Origin of the sequence: Pandoraea sp. NPDC087047, assembly GCF_044745225.1 — a bacterium.
In the GTDB taxonomy this organism is placed as follows: Bacteria; Pseudomonadota; Gammaproteobacteria; order Burkholderiales; family Burkholderiaceae; genus Pandoraea.
In genome coordinates this window covers 335,079-356,587 of sequence record NZ_JBIUZU010000007.1, presented here as the reverse complement: position 1 = coordinate 356,587, position 21,509 = coordinate 335,079, and the positions used below count along the sequence as shown (strand labels likewise).

Here is a 21,509-nt window from a genome sequence, read left to right as displayed (position 1 = left end):
ACGCTCGTGGGCACTCGAATACTGTATGAATGTACAGTATAACAGTTCATCGGCCATTGACGGCATCTCAATGGCCGCACTTGCCCCCACGATCTCGCTTGCGGGCGCGCGTCGGCCCGGCTAACGTGAGCGACATTGCACGCATTCCATCCCTCATGCCGCTCCCGACTACCGCCACTGCGCCCTTTTGTCCCGCCGAGGTCAAAGGCAGCATCCTCATCGACGCGCGCCAATCGCGCTGGACCAAACTCAAACGCTTCGCCGGCCCCGGGCTGCTCATCGCCATCGGTTACATGGACCCCGGTAACTGGGCGACGGACATTCAGGCCGGATCGCAATTCGGATATTCGTTGCTCTGGGTCGTGGCGCTCTCAAGCCTCGCGGCCATCTTTCTGCAGATGCTCGCCGCGCGGCTGGGACTGGTGGCCGGACGCGATCTTGCGCAAGCCAGCTACGACCGCTACGGCCGCACGGGCCGTCTCGTGCAATGGATCACCGCCGAGATTTCGATCATTGCGTGCGATATCGCCGAAGTGCTCGGCTGCGCGCTAGCCTTCAAGCTGCTGCTGGGAGTGCCAATCACGTGGGGCATTGTCCTCACCGCGCTCGACACGGTGATCGTGCTCGGGCTGCAAGGCAAAGGCTTCCGGCAGATCGAAGCCATCGTCTTCGGCCTGATCGGAACGATGGCATTCTGCTTCGTCGCGCAAGTGGCGATGGTGCCGCCCGACTGGCACGCAGTGGCCGCAGGTCTCGTGCCCGGCGCACCTAGCCACGACCGGCGCGACGCCATTGTGCTGGCGCTCGGCATCGTCGGCGCCACGATCATGCCGCACAACCTGTATCTGCATTCGTCCGTCGTGCAAACCCGGCGCGTGGTCGGCGGCAAGCGCGGCGACGTGCGCGACACGCTAGCGATGGTGCGCATCGACACATGGGGCTCGCTGCTGATCGCCATGTGCGTGAATGCGGCCATTCTGATTCTCGCGGGCTCGGTGTTTCATGCGAGCGGCCAGACCAACGTCACCGATATCGAGCAGGCTTATCGATTGATCACGCCGATTGCGGGCAGCGCTGCGGCATTCCTGTTCGGTATCGCCCTGCTCGCGTCGGGCCAAAGTTCGACACTCACCGGCACCATCGCCGGGCAGGTCATCATGGACGGCTTCCTGCACATGAAGATCCCCTGCTATCAGCGTCGCCTGATTACGCGCGGCCTCGCACTCGTGCCGGCGCTGATCGGTGTGCTGTGGCTCGGCGACGGCGCCGTGGGCAAGCTGCTGGTGTGGAGTCAGGTGCTGCTCAGTCTGCAACTGCCATTCGCGATGTGGCCGCTCATTCGCTCGGTCAGCGACCCGCGCGTGATGAACGGCAACACGATCGGACGCCCTACGCAAGTGTTCGCGTGGTGCCTCTTCGCGGTCATCACCGCTACCAACCTGCTGCTGATCTTCGGGCTGAACTGAAACGCATAAACGGCGGCGCGGCGGCGCGGCGGCAAGACAGCACGACGGCTTTGTCCGTCGACGCCGCCGTCGTGCGTGCGTCGCGCTCTACAAACCGAGTTCGCTCAATCCCGGATGCTCGTCCGGGCGGCGTCCCTGCGGCCAGCGGAACAGGCGCTCGCTCTCGGTAATGCGCGAATCGTTGATGCTGGCATGGCGCTCGGTCATCAGACCTTGCGCGTCGAATGCCCAGTTTTCATTGCCATACGAGCGGAACCAGTTGCCGGAATCGTCGCGCCATTCGTAGGCAAAACGCACCGCGATACGGTTCTCGGTGAACGCCCACAACGCCTTGATCAACCGGTAGTCGAGTTCGCGCTGCCATTTGCGCGTCAGGAATTCGACGATCTGCTCACGACCACGAGGAAACTCCGCACGATTGCGCCAGCGGCTGTCGACGGTATAGGCCAACGCAACACGCGCAGGGTCGCGCGAATTCCATCCGTCCTCAGCCATGCGAACTTTCTGAATTGCCGTTTCACGCGTGAACGGCGGAAACGGCGGGCGGGCTTCACTGTCAGCCATGGCAAAACTCCTATCAGAAATATGGGGGAGACAACCGCACGAGTGTATCGCCACGCCGCGTTGCGCGTTTGGCGCGGGCCATGCGCGGAGGTTGGAGGCACTACAACGCAGCAATGACGCGTGCTACCATCGGCACCCCTTACCAATTCTTACAACAAGAAGTCGTCAGAAGTCAGGGGATCAGACGCCTGTTGCGGGCCGGTGCCAGGACGCATCGCCCGGCGGGTACCAACACACTCAGGGGTATCACCGTGCAGAAAATGAAGTCCAGCATTGCGCTGCTCAGCGCTGCCATGCTCTCTGTGGCCGTGCTCGGCGGCTGCGCCACCGAAAGCTCGCGTTCCGTGGAAGTTGCCAAGGTCGAAAGTGCCAGTCGTCCGTATGCCGGCGTGCGCACGCCGATCGCCGTCGGCAAGTTCGACAACCGTTCTGCGTACATGCGTGGCGTTTTTTCCGATAACGTCGACCGTCTCGGCAGTCAGGCCAAGACAATCCTGATCACTCATCTGCAACAGACCAATCGCTTCAACGTGCTCGACCGCGACAACATGGCCGAGATCCGTCAGGAAGCCGACATCAAGAAGACACAGCAGGCACTCAAGGGCGCCGACTACGTGATCACTGGCGACGTCGTCGAGTTCGGTCGCAAGGAAGTGGGCGACAAGCAACTCTTCGGCATTCTCGGCCGTGGCCGCGAGCAGATCGCGTATGCCAAGGTCAACTTGAATGTGGTCGATATCGCCACGTCGGAAGTCGTCTTCTCGAGTGGCGGCGCGGGCGAGTTCGCGCTGTCCAACCGTGAAGTCATCGGCTTCGGTGGTACGGCGGGCTACGACTCGACGCTTAACGGCAAGGTTCTCGACCTCGCCATGCGCGAGGCCGTCAACAACCTCGTCGCCGGTATCGAAAGCGGCGCCTGGAAGCCCGGCAAGTAAGCCTGCCGAACCCCTTTTTGCCGTAGGCCGCAGCGTGTGATTCGTCATGCGCTCGCCTTTGCACGTCAGGTGTGCCCGGGTGCGCTCGCGCGCGACATATGCGACATATGCGACCCACGCGCGCTACCTGCGTGCAGGCCTGCCACAATTTCTATTGCCATGAATCGCACACTCTCATTAGGCCTTATCGCCCTGGCGGTTATCGCCGGTGGCGCCATCGTCACGTTGTCAGGTTGCGCCACGCAACCCAACCCCCTGTACGACTGGGAAGGCTACCAGCCGCAAGTCTACGAATACTTCAAGGGCGAATCGAAGGAAGCCCAGATCATTGCGCTCGAACGCGATCTGGAGAAGATCAAGGCGTCCAATAACGCAGCGCCCCCGGGCTATCACGCTCACCTCGGTCTGCTCTACGCCTCGGTCGGCAAGTCCGACAAGATGGTCGAGCAATTCCAGATCGAGAAGACGCTGTTCCCCGAGTCGGCCAATTACATCGACTTTCTCCTCAAGAACAAGACCCCGGAGGCCAAGCAATGATCGCCCGACTCTGTCAATGGATGACGCTCGCGGCGCTGGCCGCCGTGATGACCGGTTGCGCCGTGCATCAAGCCAAGCCGTACGACTACACCGCGTTCAAGGAAAGCAAGCCGAAGTCGATTCTGGCGCTGCCGCCGCTGAACGAATCGCCGGACATCGACGCGACCTACAGCGTGCTCTCGCAGGTCACGGTGCCGCTGGGTGAGGCGGGCTATTACGTGATGCCCGTCGCGCTGGTCGACGAGTCGTTCCGTCAGAATGGCCTGACCGTCGCGGGGGACATCCATCAGGTAAGCCCCGCCAAGTTGCGCGAAATCTTCGGTGCGGACGCCGCGCTCTACATCACGATCTCGCAGTACGGCACGAAGTACATGGTGCTCGACAGCGCAACGGTGGTGACGGTCTCCGCCGACCTGATCGACCTGCGCAACGGCGCCAAGCTCTGGAGCGGTGCGGCCAGTGCGTCGAATAACGAAGGCAACAACAGTGGCGGCGGCGGGCTGGTCGGCATGCTGATCACGGCCGCGGTCAAGCAGATCGTCAACAGCGTGTCGAACGCCGGCTACACGGTCGCAGGCACCGCCAACGCACGTCTGCTGTCTGCCGGACGCCCCAACGGCATGCTCTACGGTCCGCGCTCGCCGAAGTACGGCACCGACTGAACTCGGCCAAGCGTCCCAGGTCTCGCCGGGAAGCGCACCGCGTTCCGGCGAGCGTGTCGAACTGGGCAGGCGTCGCCCCGTCGCCTATAGTGGTAACGCGTGATCCGACCGGACTTTCGAACGTGCCGAGGTTCTGACGTTCCGATCCGGTCGATCCCGCCCGATCTTGCATCACCTGGACCGATAGCCCCACCTCACCACAGTGCGAGGACGACAATGCCAGACGCCACGCGCCATGGATGCGCGCACGCGTTTCGCTGGCCTGCACGCATGGCGTCAGGCTTCGTACGGGAGTCATCATGGTCAGCCCCTTCGTTTTTTCCTTCCCCCGCGCTATCGCCCATCCCCTCGTCGGCTTGTCCAGGCGGCTCAACCGCTTGAATCGTTTCGCCGCACTCACCGTGCTGCTCGCACTCCCCGTGTTCGCGCATGCCGATCCGATGCATCTGTCCGATATCAAGAACGCCAACGGCCAGCAGTTAAGTGTCGACGACTTGCGTTCGCTAATGCCCGGTGCGCACGTCACCAACGTCATTCAGAACGGCAGCACGCGCAAATGGGTCAACGAGACGAACGGTACGCTCAACGCGTCGAGCGACAACAAGGGCAATATCGGATCGGGCGGTCGCAGCGTGCAGGTCGCCCACGCCACCGGCACGTGGTCGGTCAACGACAACGGCTCCTATTGCGTGAACATGGAGTGGCGCGCGCTCACGGAGAACTGGTGCCGCTTCATGTTCAAAGTCGGCGACAAATACTACGGCGTCACCTCGCTTGCCAACGGCGCCGCGCTGGCGACCGAGTTCAGTATCGAGAAATAGACACCGCGGGAACGGTCGACAAGAAAACGCCCCGGGCTGCGAACTGTGCGCAATGACAGGCATGGCGCGTGTTTTGAGCCGAGTGAAAAATCAACTCACTACGTCGTTGAGCGAACCTATTATTTTTGCCAGGGCGTGGGATTCGATGGTGCCCTGAGCTGGGCGGAGGGAAGCACGAGGAAGCAGGAGGGAAGCGGGAAGCGAAGTAGAAAAGCGCGAGAGACCCGTAAACGACAAAGCCCGCCGAGGTGGCGGGCTTTCTTGAGCCAATCCCGGAACAGCGGGAAAGGCATCCGGACTCACGGCTGGGCGCCGTCGCACGCCATCACAACGATGACGGGAACCGCCCGATGAGACGATCGACTTGCCTGATTGCGCCAGCGACGACCGTTCGTCCGGAAGGACTTCCGACTTGCTTAGTAACCGGCGGTTTCGAGCGCGCGGATACGTTGTTCCAGCTCAATGATGTCCTTCGACTCAGCCAGGAACGCTTCACGACGACGACGCTCAGCAGTTTCAAACCAAGTGTTCACGACTTCAAACAGGGCGGCAAACATGACGTTTCTCCAATTCATTTAGTGTGCTGCATCGCAGCAGTGCTTCGCATTATATAGGGTTTTCCCGTTAAGGGTTAGCCCCTATATGGGAAAAACCAACAAAATCTGCTAGAGCCTCGCTTCGAATACAGTTCATTCCAATAAAATCACTTAAAAATCAATTGGATATAAAAAACAACACCTCCCAAATACCTCCCTGCGGCGCACTGTCGCAGCGGAAGATCAAAATTTGGAAGTCAAAAAAAGCGCCGCTATTGCGGCGCATCATGGGGGATATTAGGCGTCGAATGTGACGTACATATGGCGTCACATACCTGTCGTCATCCTTGCGGGACGTGGCGAGACGCCTGCGTGTCGCTCTCGCCGACAGGGCCGCTGCTCGCGGCACTCCCGACAGCGGGCGGCGCTGCGTCGGCCGGATCGACCTGATCGGTCTGGTCGGTCTGTTGTTCCTCGCCGCCGCAAGCGGCCGCCCCCTGCGCAGAACAATCCGTCTTCGCGCCGAGGCTGCCCGGCAGTTCGGCGGCAGCCAGTCCGTCCAGAATGGGACAGTCCGGACGATCATCGCCATGGCAATGCATCGCGAGATGCGAGAGCGTGTCGCGCATGGCGACCAGTTCGCCGATGCGTTGATTGAGCTCATCGACGTGCGATTGCGCTAACGCCTTCACTTGCGCGCTGGAACGGCCGCGATCCTGCCAGAGCGCCAGCAACTGACGAATCTGGTCGATACCGAAGCCCAGCCGCCGCGCCTGACGAATAAAGCGAAGCAGATGAAGATCCTGCTCGTTATATCGCCGATAACCTGCCTCTGAGCGGGGACTCGGAGGCATCAGGCCGATACTTTCGTAGTACCGGATCATCTTGGCCGTCACACCGCTGGCCTGCGCCGCTTGTCCGATGTTCATGGCTGCCTCACTGGGGGGAACGAGGATTGAACGAGGGGGGAGAGAAACCGTTCATGGCCTGCTCCATGTCCGACGGCACAAGTCGGGCACTGATCGGGGCATGATCGGAAATCCGTGACCAGGGGCGCCCATGCAACACTTGCGCCCCTTCGATATGAAAGCCGCGTGCGTAGATGCGGTCAAGCCGTAAAAGCGGCAATCCGCTCGGGAAACTGCGCGCCGGGCGGCCTTCACTGTTTTGAAACACCTCCGTCAACGCCAGTTTCTCGGCAAGCAGGCGGTCCGCCTGATTGCTCCAATCGTTGAAATCGCCCGCGATGATCAGCGGCGCGTCCGCAGGAATGGCCTCGGCAACGCGCTCCGTCAACATCTCGAACTGCCTGCGACGTCCCTGCCCTGCCAGCGACAGATGCACACACAGGCAATGCAATGGCTGCTTTAGCCCCGGCACGGCGATTTCGCAATGAAGCATGCCGCGCTTCTCGAAACTATAGGTCGTGATGTCGTGATTGTCCGATCTGACAATCGGATAGCGACTCAAAATCGCATTGCCATGGTGCCCATGCTCATAGACGACATTGCGTCCATATGCGTGATCACGCCACATCGCACCGGCCAGAAACTCGTGCTGTGGCTGCACCGGCCAATTGCTATGACGCACCGCGTGCCGCCGATGCAGGCCCTGCACTTCCTGCAAAAAGACGAGATCAGGTGCGAGCCCTTCCAACCCTGCCCGCAATTCGTGCACGCGCAACCGGTTGAACGCGGAAAAGCCCTTGTGGATGTTGTAACTCGCGATATGCAGACTATTCATATTCGGCAGCATCGACTCCGTGCCGGAAGACAGACGATATCACCTAGATGATGCCGCTTTCGGCGATTTTCAAGTCACTGGGAAATGCGAACGACGTATCCGACGGTATACGCATGTACGTCGCCCGTGGTGCTTTTCATTATGCGCCGTTCGCCTTATGCCCGGGCGCCCCCCCCTCCGACACAGCACGGCGGGCGTCTCCAACGCCATGCGCGCCGCCAAATCCGTCAACCGAACCCGCTACGGCAAAGCGTTGCCCCCCGCCCACTCGCGACTCGCTTACTCGCCTACTCGGTGGGACGCCAGCGACGCAGCAGCAGCGCATTGCTCACCACACTCACGCTACTCAGCGCCATGGCCGCCCCGGCAATCACCGGACTCAGCAAGCCGAACGCCGCCAACGGAATACCCACCACGTTGTATGCGAACGCCCAGAACAGGTTCTGACGGATCTTCGACCACGTGCGACGCGAGACGTCGATGGCGTCGGCAACGCGCAGCGGATCGCCACGCATCAGCGTGATGCCGGCCGTCTGCATCGCCACATCGGTCCCCGAACCCATTGCAATACCGACGTCGGCGGCGGCCAGTGCGGGCGCGTCGTTAATACCGTCGCCGACCATGGCTACGACCGCGCCATCGCGCTTGAGTTGCGCAATCACCTCCGCCTTATGTTCCGGCAGTACATCCGCGTGTACCTCGTCGAGGCCCAGCGCATCGGCCACCGCTTTGGCGCTGCCCGCGTTATCGCCCGTCACCATCACGCAGCGCACACCCAGCGCGTGCAACCGCTCGATGGCCGGACGCGCCGTCGCCTTGAGCGTGTCGCCGAACGCCAGCAAGCCAAGCAGCCGCGCCGTCCCACCGGCGTTGGCCCCCTCACCGGTCGTCTCGACCAGCCACGAAACGGTGCGTCCCTCGCCTGCGAGTCGTGCCGCTTCCTGCGCGAGCGCCCCCTGCGAGACACCGAGTTCATCAAGCAGACGCGCATTCCCCAACTGGAGCGTATGACTGCCACGCAATTCGCCAACGTCTTGCGCCTCCTCGATGCGCGCCCGCATGCCGCGTCCGGGCAGCGCTGCCATGTCAGAGGCGACCGGCACCGCCGACGTCCGTCCGGCTTCTTCGACGGCCGTCGTGACCGCCTTGGCCAGCGGGTGAGAGCTGCCGGACTGCACGGCTGCGGCCCACCGCACAAGCGTATCCGCTGTCGTGCCTTCGGCAGGAAGATGAGCCACCAGACGCGGCTTGCCTTGCGTCAACGTACCGGTCTTGTCGAACGCCACGACGTTGACGCGATGGGCCAATTCAAGGGCTTCGGCGTCCTTGATGAGGATGCCCTGCCGCGCCGCAGCCCCGGTGCCCACCATGATTGCCGCAGGCGTCGCGAGACCCAGCGCGCACGGGCATGCAATGACCAGCACCGCGACCGCGTTGAGCAATGCCGCCTCAAGACCGATCCCGAGCGCCCAGCCGGCCACTACCGTCACGATAGCGATCAGCACCACGACCGGCACGAACACCACCGCCACCCGATCGACGGCACGCTGGATCGGCGCCTTGCCGGCCTGCGCGTCTTCAACCAGACGAATGATGCGAGCGAGCGCGGTATCGGCACCGACAGCCGATGTCTGCACACGCAACGTTCCCGCCCCGTTGATGGAACCGCCAACGACCTTGTCGCCACTGGTCTTGTCAACCGGCAACGGCTCACCCGTCAGCATGGATTCGTCCAACTGGCTGGCGCCATCGCGAATCACGCCGTCGACAGGGACCCGTTCACCGGCGCGCACTACCACCCAGTCGCCGACCTTGACCTGCGCCAGCGCCACCGTGACCTCGCTCGCGGCGCCCTGCGGATCGCGCAGCACACGCGCGGTCTCGGGACGCAACGCTGCGAGCGCACGAATCGCCTCGACCGTCCGCCGCTTTGCCCGAGCTTCGAGCCACTTGCCGAGCAACACCAGCGTGATGACCACCGCGGCCGCTTCGAAATACAGATGCGGCATGCCGCCGGCCGGCGCACGCCACCACTCGTAAAGACTCAGGCCGTAGGCCGCCGATGTGCCCAGCGCCACGAGCAAATCCATGTTGCCGCTGCCGGCCCGCACCGCCTTGTAGCCAGCGCGATAGAAGCGCGCACCGAGCCAGAACTGCACTGGCGTCGCGAGCAACCATTGCACCCACGGAGGTGGCATGAGATGCACACCGAACGGCTCGACCAGCATGGGCAACAACAACGGCAGCGAGAGCACCGCGGCCACGGCAACCGGCCACCAGGCCGGGCCTTCCTGAGACGTTGCGGCCTGCGCAGGGTCCGTGACCGGTGACGCTTCGTAGCCCGCCTTCTCGACAGCAGCGATGAGCACCGCGACATCCACCGCGCCACGCACACCGCGCACAGCAGCGCGTTCGGTCGCCAGATTAACGTTCGCCTCGACCACGCCCGGCACATTGCGCAGCGCCTTTTCCACGCGTCCGGCGCACGATGCGCACGTCATGCCGCCAATGGCCAGCTCGAACGACTGCTCCGCCACCTGATAGCCCGCGTGGTTCACGGCCGTCTCGACGGCGCCCAGCAATGCGGCTGGCGTTACATCGGCCGCAGCTTCCACGGCGGCCGTTTCGGTCGCCAGATTGACGTTGGCGCTGGCCACGCCCGGCGCACGCCGCAACGCCTTCTCCACCCGCGTCACGCACGATGCACAGGTCATGCCTTCGATACCGACCGACCAGTTCTGAGTCATTTCCAGATCTCCATGAGGACTCTCATCATGCGTCACAGCATAGACCTTGCCATGACAGGAAGGTCAAGCGGTCTGCGACAACGTGTCACGGATTGTCCCCTTTCGTGGCTTGAGTGGCTTGAGTGGCTTAAATGTCTTGTGCGCCCCGTCAGGTATCACGATAGCGCCGCCGGAACCGACAATGTTTGGGTGCCGTCTGAGCCGTCACGCGATTCATCTGAAAAAAGCGCTTGAGCTTCCTGCCATGGGAAGGTCTATCATCGGTTCGACTGATCCGTCCCCCTATGCAAGCGAACCCTCTTTCAAGGAGAGCAACATGCAAGTGCAAGTCGAAGGTATGAGCTGCGGTCATTGCGTCAAGGCCGTCACGCGGGCGATCACCGAGCTCGACGCCGAGGCCAAGGTCAACGTGGATCTGGGCGCAGGTCGCGTCGACGTCGAAAGCACGCTCTCGCCGGCCGAAGTCAGCACGGCCATCACCGAAGCCGGTTACACGGTCAAAGGCACCCACGCCTGAGTTTCATCCGCATCGCGCCGTCGGGCAGATGTTGCGCACAGCCATCGGCGGCGCGACATCTGCTTGCTTCTCGTCACCGCATTCCCGCCCCGTCCCCGCCGCTTGCCCACCTCGCGCGTGCCTGCCCAGCTTACGCGGCCCGGCATCTCGAGCCTCTGCCCCCCTCATTCCCACGTGCGCCACGCGGCCTTCCCTGCAGCGTCGTAATACCTTGTGCTACGCTTTGTCTCGCCGAATACGCAACGACGCCGCGCGATGAGTGACCACGACAAGTGAGCGATGGTGACCGTGAGGCGACGTGCGTACGGCATACACGTCTTCAGGGCGGGGTGAAAGTCCCCACCGGCGGTATGTGAAACGCGCAGCTCGCTGCGCGCGTCATGAGCCCGCGAGCGCCTGTCACCGTTGCTTTCGCGACACCGGCAGGGTCAGCAGATCTGGTGCGAAGCCAGAGCCGACGGTCATAGTCCGGATGAGAGAAGATGCGTCGATACCCGCGCGCTATGGGATGCCGTCCCATGGTGACGTCCGTTCGCATGCCCCGAAAACGTTTTTCGCCCGATTGACTTACGCGAGGAGCGTTTCATGTCCGTTATCAACAGCACTGCCCGCACCACCCAAGCTGCATCGCAAGACACCGCATCGGCCGACGATCTGCATGCCTATCCGGCATTCGCCAACCTGCCGCCGGTCGACGTCCGTCTGGCCGCCGCGCTCGATGCCATGCGCGGAGGCCGTCCCGTCATTCTCATGGACGATCTCGACCGCGAGAACGAGGCCGATCTGATCGTCGCCGCCGAGAAAATCACCCCGGCCACCATGGCCATGCTGATTCGCGAATGCAGCGGCATCGTCTGCCTCTGCCTGCCTGACGAGACGCTTCGCCGCCTCGATCTGCCCCCCATGGTCGAGCAGAATCAGAGCCGTTATGGCACCGCGTTCACGGTGACGATCGAAGCGCGTCAGGGGGTGAGCACGGGGGTCTCGGCCGCCGACCGCGTGACCACGATTCGCGCAGCCATCGCCGACGACGCCCAACCGTCCGACCTGTCGCGCCCGGGCCACGTCTTCCCGCTGCGCGCGCAGCCGGGCGGCGTGCTCACGCGTCGCGGTCACACGGAAGGCTCGGTCGATCTGGCGATTCTCGCCGGCCTGAAGCCCGCCGCCGTGCTGTGCGAACTGATGAATCCGGATGGGACGATGACGCGTGGCGCCGATATCGAGCGCTTCGCCGAGCTGCACGACCTGCCGATCCTGACCATCGACGAGCTCGCGACCCACCGTCTCGGCCACGCGCAAGCCGCCTAAGCACTCGGCCGATGTGCCAACTGCGGCAAGGACGTTCGGTACTGTTCCCGCGTCCGTGCTGCAGTGGCGTCGACGCTTCCCTCTAACGCGAAATGCTCAATCGAGCGCGGTGACTCCTATAATCGGCCAATCGAGCCGGATGCCTAGCATCATAAAAGTCACGAGGAAGACGTCATGAGTACAAAACCCGATAGCACCGCAGACGCCGCCGCCGTTCTGGCGCAATGGGCAGCCGACGAGGCCGCCGTGCGTGAGCGCGTCACGCGCAACGGCCCTGCGCGCTACGGCGTCGCCACGCCGTCCGACGTGATCGGCTTGTCCGGTGAGGAGATTTTTCAGGCAATGTTCGACGGCAAACTGCCGATGCCGCCCATCAGCGAAACGCTCGGCTTCATCGCGATCGAAATTGCCGGTGGCCGTGCGATCTTTCAAGGTCGTCCCGCGCTGCCCTATTACAACCCGCTCGGCTCCATCCACGGCGGTTGGTTCGCCACGTTGCTCGACTCGGCCGTCGCTTGCGCGATTCATTCGACGCTGCCCGCAGGCCGCAGCTACACCACGCTGGAGCTCAAACTCAACATGGTCCGCGCCCTCACGCGCGACGTGCCGCTCGTGCGTGCCGAAGGCAAGGTCATTCAGGCAGGACGCCAGGTCGGCATCGCCGAAGGCCGCATCGTCGGCGCCGACGGTACGCTCTACGCCCACGCCACGACCACGTGCCTGATCTTCGACTTCCCGCCGCGCAAGGCTTGAGGAACTGAAAAGCCTGAGGGCTCAAGCGCCCGACGCAGCCAAACCACCGCGTCGTCCCAGCAAAAAGCCCGCCGGAGGAAACCCCCGGCGGGCTTAATGAGATGGTCACCCCCACCCTACGCGCGGGTAACGCGGTAGGGTGTTTTCATTTTGGAGGCCATCATGGAAGACGTGACGCTGGTAGGAATCGACCTTGGCAAGCTGCCTTGCGTGTCTGCCAAATAACAACAACGACGACGCAAATTTCAACCGATCCACCGTCAATGCGACGGTCCGCCGCCTTGCTCCCCATCGGGTTGATGTTCCAGCGTCTCCTTCAGGGCGATCTGAAGTTTGGCATGCATGCGCACGAACCAGCTTCGCATGACGACCGCCAGCACCACCGTACCCGCCACGATCAGCACGATCATTTCGGTCGACGGCAAGATGCTCGCCGAGAGCGCGGCCACCAGCAGAATCACCCCGACCATGGCGGCAATCGGCAGAATCTCGGCGACCACGCGGCGCACCTGGAACGTGTAGCGTCCGGTCAGGCTCGGCGGCACCGACAGCTCGACCAGCAGCAGCGAGAGCGACTTGAGCTTGCGATACACCGCGATCAGGAACGGCAGCGACAGCACCAGCGCACCGCCCCAGACCACCGCACTTTGTAGGCTCGGGTCCGTCACCCACGGTGACATCAGCTCCGCGAGCCGGCGGTAGAAGAACGCGCCACCGAGGAAGATCGTCACGACGAGCGCCAGATTGATCGCAACGCTCACCACGATACGACGCACGATGGTCACGATCGCCGCGCTATCGCCCGTCAGTTGAATGCTTTGCAGCCACTGCGTGTACTGTCCGAGGACATAGGACAGACGCCCCGGCATGGCACGTCCCAGCCAGCCGGTCACCGGGTCGGCGCTCTTGATGAGATACGGCGTGAGCAGCGTGGTGATGACCGAGACGGCGACGGCAATCGGATAGAGGAAGTCGCTCGTCACCTTGAGCGACAGCCCGAGCGACGCGATGATGAACGAGAACTCCCCGATCTGCGACAGCCCCATGCCCACGCGCATCGACGTGCGGCCGTCCTGCCCCGAGAGGTACGAGCCGAGCCCGCACGACACGATCTTGCCGATCACCACGGCCACCGTAATGACAAGAATCGGCCACACATACGTGACCAGCACGTGCGGATCGAGCAGCAGGCCGATGGTCACGAAGAACACGGCACTGAACATGTCGCGCAGCGGTGCGACCAGCCGCTCGATGGTGTGCAGCTCGCGCGCCTCGGCCATGATCGCGCCGATCAGGAATGCGCCCAGCGCCACGCTGTAACCCATCTGAATGACGAGCAGACAGAAGCCGAAGCACAGGCCTAGCACGACGACCAGCAGCATCTCGTCGCTCTTGAATTTGGCCACGTAACCGAGAATGCGCGGCACCAGCAAAATGCCCACGACCAGCGACACCACCATGAACAACAGCAACTTGCCCAGCGTGAAGGTAGCCTCGCTGGCGTCGACCTGACCGCTGATGGCAATGCCCGAGAGCAGCGCGATCATGCCGATGGCGAGTACGTCTTCCACGATCAGCACACCGAAGATCAACTGAGCGAAACGTTCTCGCTTCATGCCGAGTTCGTCGAGCGCCTTGACGATGATGGTGGTCGAAGAGACCGCCAGCATGGCGCCGAGGAAGATCGAATCCATCGCCTTCCAGCCGAAGAAGCGGCCGATCTCGTAGCCGATCCAGAGCATCAGCACGATTTCGGTGATCGCCGCCACGAAGGCCGTCACGCCCACCCGGGCGAGCTTGCGCAGGCTGAACTCCAGACCCAGCGAGAACATCAGGAACACGACACCGAGCTCGGCCAGGATCCCGATTGTCTTCTCGTCATGTATCAATGCAAACGGCGGTGTGTACGGGCCGATGATCACGCCCGCGACGATGTAGCCAAGCACGACCGGTTGCCGGAACCGGTTGAAGATGACCGTCACGATGCCCGCTAGCAGCATGATGACGGCCAGATCCTGAATGAAGTCGATGGCGTGATGCATCCGATACGTTCTCCCCGCAGCGCGCTGCGCCGATATTGATGTTCTTGAACCCACGCCGATGACGCGCCGCGCCCCCGTGGGGGCCGCAGCGGCAACACAAAGCGTGATGCTTGATAAAGGTGGGAAGCCGGCCGTGTACTGCCGGCTTGATAGACGTTGCGTTCGCCTGGGCGGACTTGCCGCGGAACCCTCGGCCTGCGTACCCCAGAGGGGTCTCCGGTTCGGACACCGGAACAGAAGACCAGACGAACATTCGGCCAAAAACTGCCGCCGAATCAATATACGCGATGGCCTAACACACGCGCAACCCAAGATTGACGGGGCTTTTCATAAAAAATTCCCGTTTTGCGCCACGTCGAGTGAAATTTTTTTTCTTGCTTTTTGTCGCGCCGCCATGTGAAATATCACACAAATATCAATTGAATTTCACCAACCGGTTTTGAATGGTTTTCACAGGAGTTGTCGACGTATGAGTTCCCGTCTGTCCTTCACGGTGCCGGTCAATGGCACTTCTTTGCGCACCGACGTCATCGTCGACACACTCATCATCGCCGGCTGGGCCGGACGCGACCGCGACGCGGTCGAGCACCATATCGCCGAGTTGGCGGCGCTGGGTGTGCGCCGCCCGTCGAGCACGCCGTGCTTCTACCGTTTAGCGCCCGCGCTGCTGGCCCAGGACGAAGCCATCGATGTCGTGGGCCAGACGAGCAGCGGCGAAGCCGAATGCGTTCTCGTGCGTCAGGGCGACGATTTGTTCGTAAGCGTGGGCTCGGATCACACCGACCGCGAAGTCGAAGCCTATGGCGTTACCGTCTCCAAGCAGGTTTGCGCGAAGCCCGTGGCGCGCGAGGCATGGCGTTTCGACGAGGTGGCCGCGCACTGGGACCAGTTGGAACTGCGCTCCTGGGTGACGCGCAACGGCGAGCGCCGTCTGTATCAGGAAGGCACCGTGGCTGGCCTGCTTTCGCCGCAGGAATTGATGGCGAGGCTCGGGGCGCAAGGCTTGCCGGCGGGCGCGGCAATGTTCTGTGGCACACTCGCTGCCATTGGCGGCGTGGCCGGCGGCGAGCAGTTCGAGATCGAGCTGCGCGACCCGGTCCTCGGCCGCACGATCCGGCATCGTTACGCCACGCAGGCGTTGGCGATTGCCGACTGACTGCCTTCCTCCGATGCCCAACGACACCGCTTTCGAGACCCCCAACGCCGCAACGGCCGCTCCCGCCGTCCCGCCCATGGCCGCCGACGGCCGCAGCCTGAGCGAACGTGCCTACGAAGCCATCAAGCACGACATCATCACGCTGCGTCTGCGCCCGGGCGAGACGCTCAACGAAGCGCAACTGATGCAGTCGACGGGACTCGGGCGCACACCGGTGCACCAAGCGATGCACCGGCTCGCGCTGGAGGGGTTGTTGGTCATCCTGCCGCGCAAGGGGGCCATGGTGGCGCCCGTCTCGCTGAACGACGCGCTCGAGATCATCGACGTTCGCATGATCAACGAGACGTATTGCGTCGAACTGGCTGCCCGCGCGGCCACTGTGGATGACCTCGCGGCTATCGAAGCGGTGCTGGCACGCTCGCGCGCTGCCATCGCCGCACGTGACGTGGCCGCCGTGATGCGCATCGACCGCGACTTCCATCTGGCGATCTCGCGGGCGTCGCGCAATCAGACCCTCGCCGAATTGCTGCGCGGCCTGCATGAGCGCTCGCTGCGCTTCTGGTTTCTCGCGCTGTCGACGCCCAGCCATCTGGAGGGCGTCTATGAAGAGCACCTCGAACTGTACGAGGCGCTCGCCGCCCACGACGGCGAACGCGCCCACCGGGCCATCGCCCGTCATATCGAAGAATTCCGCACCCATATCCTGAAAGCGATCTGAACATGAGCACCGACGCCATCGACCTGCAACGTCCCCTGTCCGAACTTGCCGCCGCGCTCGACGCCGGGCGCACCACCAGCCGCGCCCTCACCGAGCAGGCGCTCGCGCGCATCGCCGATCCGGCGGGTCAGGGCAGTGTCGTCTTCACCCAGGTCGACGCGCAAGCCGCGCGCAACGCCGCCGACGGCCTCGACGCCCTGCGTCGTGCGGGCGCGCGTCTGTCGCCGCTGATGGGCATTCCCGTCTCGGTCAAGGATTTGTTCGACGTGGCAGGACAAGTCACGCGCGCGGGCTCCGCGGTGCTCTCCGACGCGGCCCCCGCCACGCATGACGCCCTCGCCGTCGCCCGCCTGCGTCAGGCTGGTGCCGTGATCGTGGGGCGCACCAACATGACCGAATTCGCCTTCTCGGGGCTGGGCCTGAACCCGCATTACGGCACGCCGCGCTCGCCGTGGCAGCGCGACGCCGGTCACATTGCGGGCGGCTCGTCCTCGGGTGCCGCCGCATCGGTGGCGGATGGCATGGCCGCGGTTGGCCTGGGCACCGACACCGGCGGCTCGATCCGCATTCCGTCGGCGTTCTGCGGCCTCACGGGCTTCAAGCCGACGGCCGCGCGCACGCCGCGCGAAGGCGCCCTGCCGCTCTCGACATCGCTCGACTCGGTCGGCCCCATCGGCCGTTCGGTGGATTGCTGCGCCTGGGTCGACGCGATTCTCTCGGGCAATGCCGTCGACGAAACCCCGGCCGTGCCGCGCGACGTTCGCGGCATGCGCTTCGGCGTCTTGACGAACTTCGTGCTCGACGGCGCGGAACCCGCCGCGATGGCGATCTACGAGCGAGCCCTCGCTACGCTGGCCAAGGCCGGCGCCACGCTCGTGGAGTTCACGTTCACGCCGTTCGACAGCCTGCCCGCGATCAACCGCTTCGGCTTTTCGCCCATCGAGGCGTATGCCTGGCATCGCAAGCTGCTGGCCGAGCGGGCCGACGGCTACGATCCGCGCGTGCTTGTGCGCATTCGCAAAGGCGAGCCGGCCAGCGCCGCCGACTACATCGATTTGCTCAACGCCCGTGCCGCGCTCATCGCCGCCGCGACCTCCGTCTGGCAGCGCTTCGACGCCGTGCTGTGCCCGACCGTGCCGCTCACGCCGCCGGCCATCGCCCCGCTTGAGGCGAGCGACGACACCTTCACCGCGACCAACGCCCTGGTGTTGCGCAACCCCACGGCCATCAACATGATCGACGGCTGCGCGTTTTCACTGCCGTGCCAAGGTGCGGGAGACGCCCCGATCGGCCTGATGGCCAGCGCTGCCGCGGGTGACGACGTCCGTCTGTTCCCGGTCGGACGCGCCATCGAGCACGCGCTGCGCTCGGCGGGACTCGGCGGCTGACGCGATCGAACCGGCCGTTGGCGCACGTCCTAAAACGCATAGGGACACGACGTAAAGGCGCCGCTCGGCAGGCGGCCCCCGGAAGGCGGCCGGCAGCGTCGCCTCCCGGCGCATCGCCCTCAATCCTCAACGAGTGGCGAGGCGGTCGTGCGAAACGCACGCAAGCGTCTGATTTTCGGACGGAAAGTTCCGTAATTTTTCGATCCACGCGCGAATCGGGCTGGGGTTACAATCCCAGCCCAAGTGCCTGCCGCCCGGCGTCATGCGGGGATTTGCGGGATTTGTGATGGCCTACCGCCCGAAGTGAAATGAACGCTCAAATCGACCCGGCCCTGCGCCGCGAACGTCTGCTGTATCTCCTGCTCACCGTGGTCTGCCTCGCCCTGCTGGGCGGTGCACTGTACTTCCAGTACGTGCTTCACGAAGACCCGTGTCCGCTGTGCATTCTGGCGCGCTATGCACTGGTGCTGATCGCGATCTTCGGTCTGGTCGGCGCGGTCTCGCGTGGCTGGGCGGGCATTCAGGTGGCACACGTACTCGGCGCGCTGTCGGCGATTGGCGGCATGGCGGCCTCAGCCTACTTGATCTACGTACAGGCCAATCCGATGGTGAGTTGCGGCTATGACGTGGTCGAAGCGTTCGTCGACGCCTTGCCGACCTCGCGCATGCTGCCGCAAGTCTTCCAGGTGCAGGGGATGTGCCAGACAATGTACCCGCCGATCCTCGGTCTGACGCTGCCGATGTGGTCGCTCGCCGCCTTTGTCGTGATTTTCCTGGCGCTGGCATTGCACCGTCCGCGCCGCGCTATTTCGCTGCGCTGAGCCATGTAGTCCGTCAGGCTGCACAAGCCTCTGAACGGCCGTCTGCCTCCGGGCGACGGCCGTTTTGCTTTATCTCCGGTGGGACGTTCTTGCGCCGGCCGCCCTTCCCCCGTCAGGCCCTTCAGACCCGCTCAAGGCCGCGCCACTGCAGGCGTGTCCGTCCCGTCAGTATTCGCGGCGTCGAGTTCCGTCGCCACCTCCGCGATACGTCGGCGCAACCACGTCACCTCCGGCGCTGCGTGCGTGCGCTCATGCCATAGCTGATAGAAGCGCATCGGCGGAAAAGTGATGGGCGACGGCACCACGCGAATCGGCAGATACCGCGCGTAATGCTGCGCAAACTGACGCCCGGTCGTAAACACCAGATCCGTGCGCATCAGCACGTAGGGTACGAGCCCAAAATACGGCATCGTCATCTGAATGTTGCGACGCAGACCTTGTTCCGCGAGATACCCGTCGATAAAGCTCTGACGCTCCGCTACATGGGGCATTGGCGCCAGATGCGGCAATTCCAGATAGTGCTTGAGCGAAATGCCCTTATTCGCGAGCGGATGCTGCGCGCCGAGCATGCAAACCACTTCGTCGTCGAACAGGCGCGACATGTGCAACTGCGGCGGCGGCTCCAGCCAGTTGCCGATCACCACGTCGAGCGAGCCGTTTTCCAGCGCGCCCGCATAGTCGAAACCCGCGTTGATCGGCTGTACGTGCAGCCGTGCCGAGGGCGCATCGCGACGCAGCACTTCGGCGATATTGGGCAGGAAAACGGCGTCGAGATAGTCGGGCGCCCCGAGCCGGAACGCCCGGGTCGTGGTCTGAGGCGCAAATTCGGTGGTCGGATGCGTAATCCGCTCGATGGCTGCGAGCGCATCCGTCGCGTAACCCAGCAACTCCCGGCCGCGCTCGGTGGCCACCATGCCGCTTTTGCCGCGCACCAGAATGGCGTCGCCGGTGATCTCGCGCAGGCGGCGCAGCGAGTTGCTGATGGCCGGCTGCGACTGGCCCAGCTTGAGTGCGGCGCGCGACACGCTTTGCTCGGTCAGCAGCGTATGGAGCACCCGCAGCAGGTAGGCGTCGATCTGTTCGCGGGTTCTTTGCATGGACGGGGCGCTCTGGGGGCGGGTTGAACACCGCTTGAAGGCGGGTTGAGCCGTAGTTTATTGCAATGCGGCGTCATCGGGGCGCCCGAATAGCCATCATCATGACGGCGAAATATTTCCCCCTGCCGCCGGTGCTATCTTCGGCTCATCCCCACGCCGGCCATATCCCACGGCCTCGGCGCGCCTGCAATCCCACTGCACTACACTGAGAATCATGGAGACACAAGCCATCCGCTTCTTTTACCGCGGCAAGGTGCACGAGGTCACTGGCGAAGCCACGACCCGCACCGTGCTTCAGTACACGCGCGAAGACCTGCACTGCACCGGCACCAAGGAAGGGTGTGCCGAAGGCGATTGCGGCGCCTGCACGGTCGTGATCGGCGAGTTGGCCGGTGATGGCGACGTGGCGCTGCGTGCGGTCAACGCGTGCATCCAGTTCCTGCCCACGCTCGACGGCAAAGCCCTCTTCACGGTCGAAGACCTGCGCGACGCCGACGGCACGCTGCACCCGGTGCAGCAGGCGCTGGTGGATTGCCATGCCTCGCAGTGCGGCTTCTGTACGCCGGGCTTCGTGATGTCGCTGTGGGCCATGTATCTGAATCGTCCGGCGGGCGCCGGCTGCCCGGGCCGTCGCGAGATCGACGATGTGCTCTCCGGCAACCTGTGCCGCTGCACGGGTTATCGGCCCATCGTCGACGCCGCCCAGAAGATGTTCGACCTGCCGCGCCACGAATTCGACCGCAAGGCGCTCGCCGAGCAACTTCAGGCGTTGCAGCGCGACGACACGCTCTCGTACGAGCACGACGGTCACGTCTTCCATGCCCCGCGCACGCTGGCCGAGCTGGGCCGCCTGCGCGCCGCCCACCCGGACGCCCGCATTCTGGCCGGCAGCACCGACGTGGGCCTGTGGGTGACCAAGCAATTCCGCGAGCTCCGGCACCTGCTCTATATCGGTCAGGTGACGGAACTGCGCGAAATCTCCGAGGGTCCGAACGGCATCTATATCGGCGCGGGAGCCTTGCTTAACGATGCGTTCGACGCGCTCGTCAGACACTATCCGGAACTGGCCGAACTGCGTCAGCGTTTCGCCTCGTTCCCGATCCGCAACGCCGGAACGCTGGGCGGCAACGTCGCGAACGGCTCGCCCATCGGCGATTCGATGCCCGCGCTGATCGTGCTCGGTACGCGCATCGTGCTGCACCGCGCCGGGGTCGTGCGCGAGATGCCGCTCGAAGACTTCTATATCGCTTATCAAAAGAATGCGCTCGAAGCGGGCGAGTTCGTGCAGGGCATCCGCGTGCCGCTGCCGGGCGCCGCGCACCGTTTTCGCACGTACAAACTGGCCAAGCGCTTCGATCAGGACATCTCGGCCGTGTGCGCGGCGTTCGCCGTCGAGCTCGACGGCACCACCGTGCGCTCGGCCCGCGTGGCCTTCGGCGGCATGGCGGCCACGCCCAGGCGCGGCAGCGCCATCGAAGCCGCACTGAACGGCCAGCCGTGGACCGAGGCGACCGTGCGCGCTGCGATGGCCGCCCTGCCAACCGACTATCAGCCACTCTCGGACATGCGCGCAACGAGCGCCTATCGCCTGGCCGGCGCACAGAATCTGCTGTATCGTTTTTTCCTGGAAACGCGCACCGACGCGCCGCTTGCGGCGCATGAAGTCAACGCGTTCGCCAACGTCTAACCGGAGTTGCC

19 protein-coding genes, 1 pseudogene and 1 riboswitch are annotated in these 21,509 nt (G+C 63.8%); of the genes and pseudogenes, 13 read left to right on the top strand and 7 right to left on the bottom strand.

Annotated elements, in window-relative coordinates; translation table 11 throughout:
- Positions 1 to 155: 155 nt before the first annotated feature.
- Positions 156 to 1,466 carry an Nramp family divalent metal transporter gene (locus ACIPHM_RS15940; protein ID WP_400329887.1) on the top strand — a complete coding sequence of 437 codons (1,311 nt, stop codon included), beginning with the start codon at positions 156 to 158 and terminating at the stop codon, positions 1,464 to 1,466.
- An 87-nt stretch (positions 1,467 to 1,553) separates the two neighbouring features.
- On the opposite strand, the gene ACIPHM_RS15935 is transcribed toward ACIPHM_RS15940, so the two are convergent.
- Entirely contained in the window at positions 1,554 to 2,030 is a 477-nt protein-coding gene (locus tag ACIPHM_RS15935; RefSeq protein ID WP_400329886.1) for a DUF1348 family protein, read from the bottom strand.
- A gap of 260 nt (positions 2,031 to 2,290) precedes the next feature.
- Between ACIPHM_RS15935 and ACIPHM_RS15930 the strand changes: the two genes are divergently transcribed.
- From ACIPHM_RS15930 to ACIPHM_RS15915, 4 genes are all read left to right on the top strand, one after another.
- Positions 2,291 to 2,965 carry a CsgG/HfaB family protein gene (locus ACIPHM_RS15930; protein WP_400329885.1) on the top strand — a complete coding sequence of 225 codons (675 nt, stop codon included), beginning with the start codon at positions 2,291 to 2,293 and terminating at the stop codon, positions 2,963 to 2,965.
- A 159-nt stretch (positions 2,966 to 3,124) separates the two neighbouring features.
- On the top strand, positions 3,125 to 3,502 hold the full coding sequence (locus tag ACIPHM_RS15925) for a DUF4810 domain-containing protein (protein ID WP_400329883.1): 378 nt from the start codon (positions 3,125 to 3,127) through the stop codon (positions 3,500 to 3,502).
- On the top strand, positions 3,499 to 4,164 hold the full coding sequence (locus ACIPHM_RS15920) for a DUF799 domain-containing protein (RefSeq protein WP_400329880.1): 666 nt from the start codon (positions 3,499 to 3,501) through the stop codon (positions 4,162 to 4,164). Before ACIPHM_RS15925 ends, ACIPHM_RS15920 begins: the two co-directional genes overlap by 4 nt.
- A 299-nt stretch (positions 4,165 to 4,463) precedes the next feature.
- On the top strand, positions 4,464 to 4,985 hold the full coding sequence (locus ACIPHM_RS15915; protein WP_400329877.1) for a DUF995 domain-containing protein: 522 nt from the start codon (positions 4,464 to 4,466) through the stop codon (positions 4,983 to 4,985).
- Positions 4,986 to 5,401: 416 nt separating this feature from the next.
- Here ACIPHM_RS15915 and ACIPHM_RS15910 read toward each other — a convergent pair whose 3' ends face one another.
- The 4 genes and pseudogenes from ACIPHM_RS15910 to ACIPHM_RS15895 all read right to left on the bottom strand — a co-directional run bounded on the left by ACIPHM_RS15910 (position 5,402) and on the right by ACIPHM_RS15895 (position 10,011).
- A complete protein-coding gene (locus ACIPHM_RS15910; RefSeq protein ID WP_072617503.1) occupies positions 5,402 to 5,542 on the bottom strand; it encodes a DUF3563 family protein in 141 nt (46 codons plus the stop codon).
- Between the two features lie 527 nt (positions 5,543 to 6,069).
- Positions 6,070 to 6,450: pseudogene (gene cueR, locus ACIPHM_RS15905) on the bottom strand (Cu(I)-responsive transcriptional regulator); the annotation flags it as partial.
- 7 nt (positions 6,451 to 6,457) lie between these two features.
- Entirely contained in the window at positions 6,458 to 7,264 is an 807-nt protein-coding gene (locus ACIPHM_RS15900; protein ID WP_400329874.1) for an endonuclease/exonuclease/phosphatase family protein, read from the bottom strand.
- 287 nt (positions 7,265 to 7,551) lie between these two features.
- Positions 7,552 to 10,011, bottom strand: coding sequence for a heavy metal translocating P-type ATPase (locus tag ACIPHM_RS15895; protein ID WP_400329872.1), 2,460 nt, complete (start codon positions 10,009 to 10,011; stop codon positions 7,552 to 7,554).
- Positions 10,012 to 10,327: 316 nt separating this feature from the next.
- Here ACIPHM_RS15895 and ACIPHM_RS15890 point away from each other — a divergent pair, with 316 nt between their 5' ends.
- The 3 genes from ACIPHM_RS15890 to ACIPHM_RS15880 all read left to right on the top strand — a co-directional run bounded on the left by ACIPHM_RS15890 (position 10,328) and on the right by ACIPHM_RS15880 (position 12,589).
- Positions 10,328 to 10,528 (top strand): heavy-metal-associated domain-containing protein, encoded by a 201-nt coding sequence (locus tag ACIPHM_RS15890; RefSeq protein ID WP_400329869.1) that lies wholly within the window; start codon positions 10,328 to 10,330, stop codon positions 10,526 to 10,528.
- A 311-nt stretch (positions 10,529 to 10,839) separates the two neighbouring features.
- Positions 10,840 to 11,016: riboswitch (FMN riboswitch) on the top strand.
- A gap of 97 nt (positions 11,017 to 11,113) precedes the next feature.
- Complete coding sequence (gene ribB / locus ACIPHM_RS15885) at positions 11,114 to 11,836, top strand: 3,4-dihydroxy-2-butanone-4-phosphate synthase (protein WP_400329866.1); 723 nt, start codon at positions 11,114 to 11,116, stop codon at positions 11,834 to 11,836.
- A gap of 174 nt (positions 11,837 to 12,010) precedes the next feature.
- Positions 12,011 to 12,589, top strand: a complete 579-nt coding sequence (locus ACIPHM_RS15880) for a PaaI family thioesterase (protein ID WP_400329863.1) — start codon at positions 12,011 to 12,013, stop codon at positions 12,587 to 12,589.
- A 260-nt stretch (positions 12,590 to 12,849) separates the two neighbouring features.
- On the opposite strand, the gene ACIPHM_RS15875 is transcribed toward ACIPHM_RS15880, so the two are convergent.
- On the bottom strand, positions 12,850 to 14,631 hold the full coding sequence (locus ACIPHM_RS15875) for a cation:proton antiporter (RefSeq protein WP_400329860.1): 1,782 nt from the start codon (positions 14,629 to 14,631) through the stop codon (positions 12,850 to 12,852).
- Positions 14,632 to 15,100: 469 nt separating this feature from the next.
- Between ACIPHM_RS15875 and ACIPHM_RS15870 the strand changes: the two genes are divergently transcribed.
- From ACIPHM_RS15870 to ACIPHM_RS15855, 4 genes are all read left to right on the top strand, one after another.
- The gene (locus ACIPHM_RS15870; RefSeq protein ID WP_400329858.1) at positions 15,101 to 15,787 is read left to right on the top strand and encodes a DUF2848 domain-containing protein; all 687 of its coding nucleotides are present in this window, start codon (positions 15,101 to 15,103) and stop codon (positions 15,785 to 15,787) included.
- A 13-nt stretch (positions 15,788 to 15,800) separates the two neighbouring features.
- Positions 15,801 to 16,505 carry a GntR family transcriptional regulator gene (locus ACIPHM_RS15865; RefSeq protein ID WP_400329855.1) on the top strand — a complete coding sequence of 235 codons (705 nt, stop codon included), beginning with the start codon at positions 15,801 to 15,803 and terminating at the stop codon, positions 16,503 to 16,505.
- A gap of 2 nt (positions 16,506 to 16,507) precedes the next feature.
- A complete protein-coding gene (locus ACIPHM_RS15860; protein ID WP_400329853.1) occupies positions 16,508 to 17,893 on the top strand; it encodes an amidase in 1,386 nt (461 codons plus the stop codon).
- Positions 17,894 to 18,201: 308 nt separating this feature from the next.
- Positions 18,202 to 18,714 (top strand): disulfide bond formation protein B, encoded by a 513-nt coding sequence (locus ACIPHM_RS15855; RefSeq protein WP_400329850.1) that lies wholly within the window; start codon positions 18,202 to 18,204, stop codon positions 18,712 to 18,714.
- Between the two features lie 131 nt (positions 18,715 to 18,845).
- Here the strand turns inward: ACIPHM_RS15855 and ACIPHM_RS15850 are convergent, their stop codons facing one another.
- A complete protein-coding gene (locus ACIPHM_RS15850) occupies positions 18,846 to 19,811 on the bottom strand; it encodes a LysR substrate-binding domain-containing protein (protein WP_400329848.1) in 966 nt (321 codons plus the stop codon).
- A gap of 214 nt (positions 19,812 to 20,025) precedes the next feature.
- On the opposite strand from ACIPHM_RS15850, the gene xdhA reads away from it, so the two are divergent.
- On the top strand, positions 20,026 to 21,498 hold the full coding sequence (gene xdhA / locus ACIPHM_RS15845) for a xanthine dehydrogenase small subunit (protein WP_400329846.1): 1,473 nt from the start codon (positions 20,026 to 20,028) through the stop codon (positions 21,496 to 21,498).
- The last annotated feature ends 11 nt before the right edge of the window (positions 21,499 to 21,509 follow it).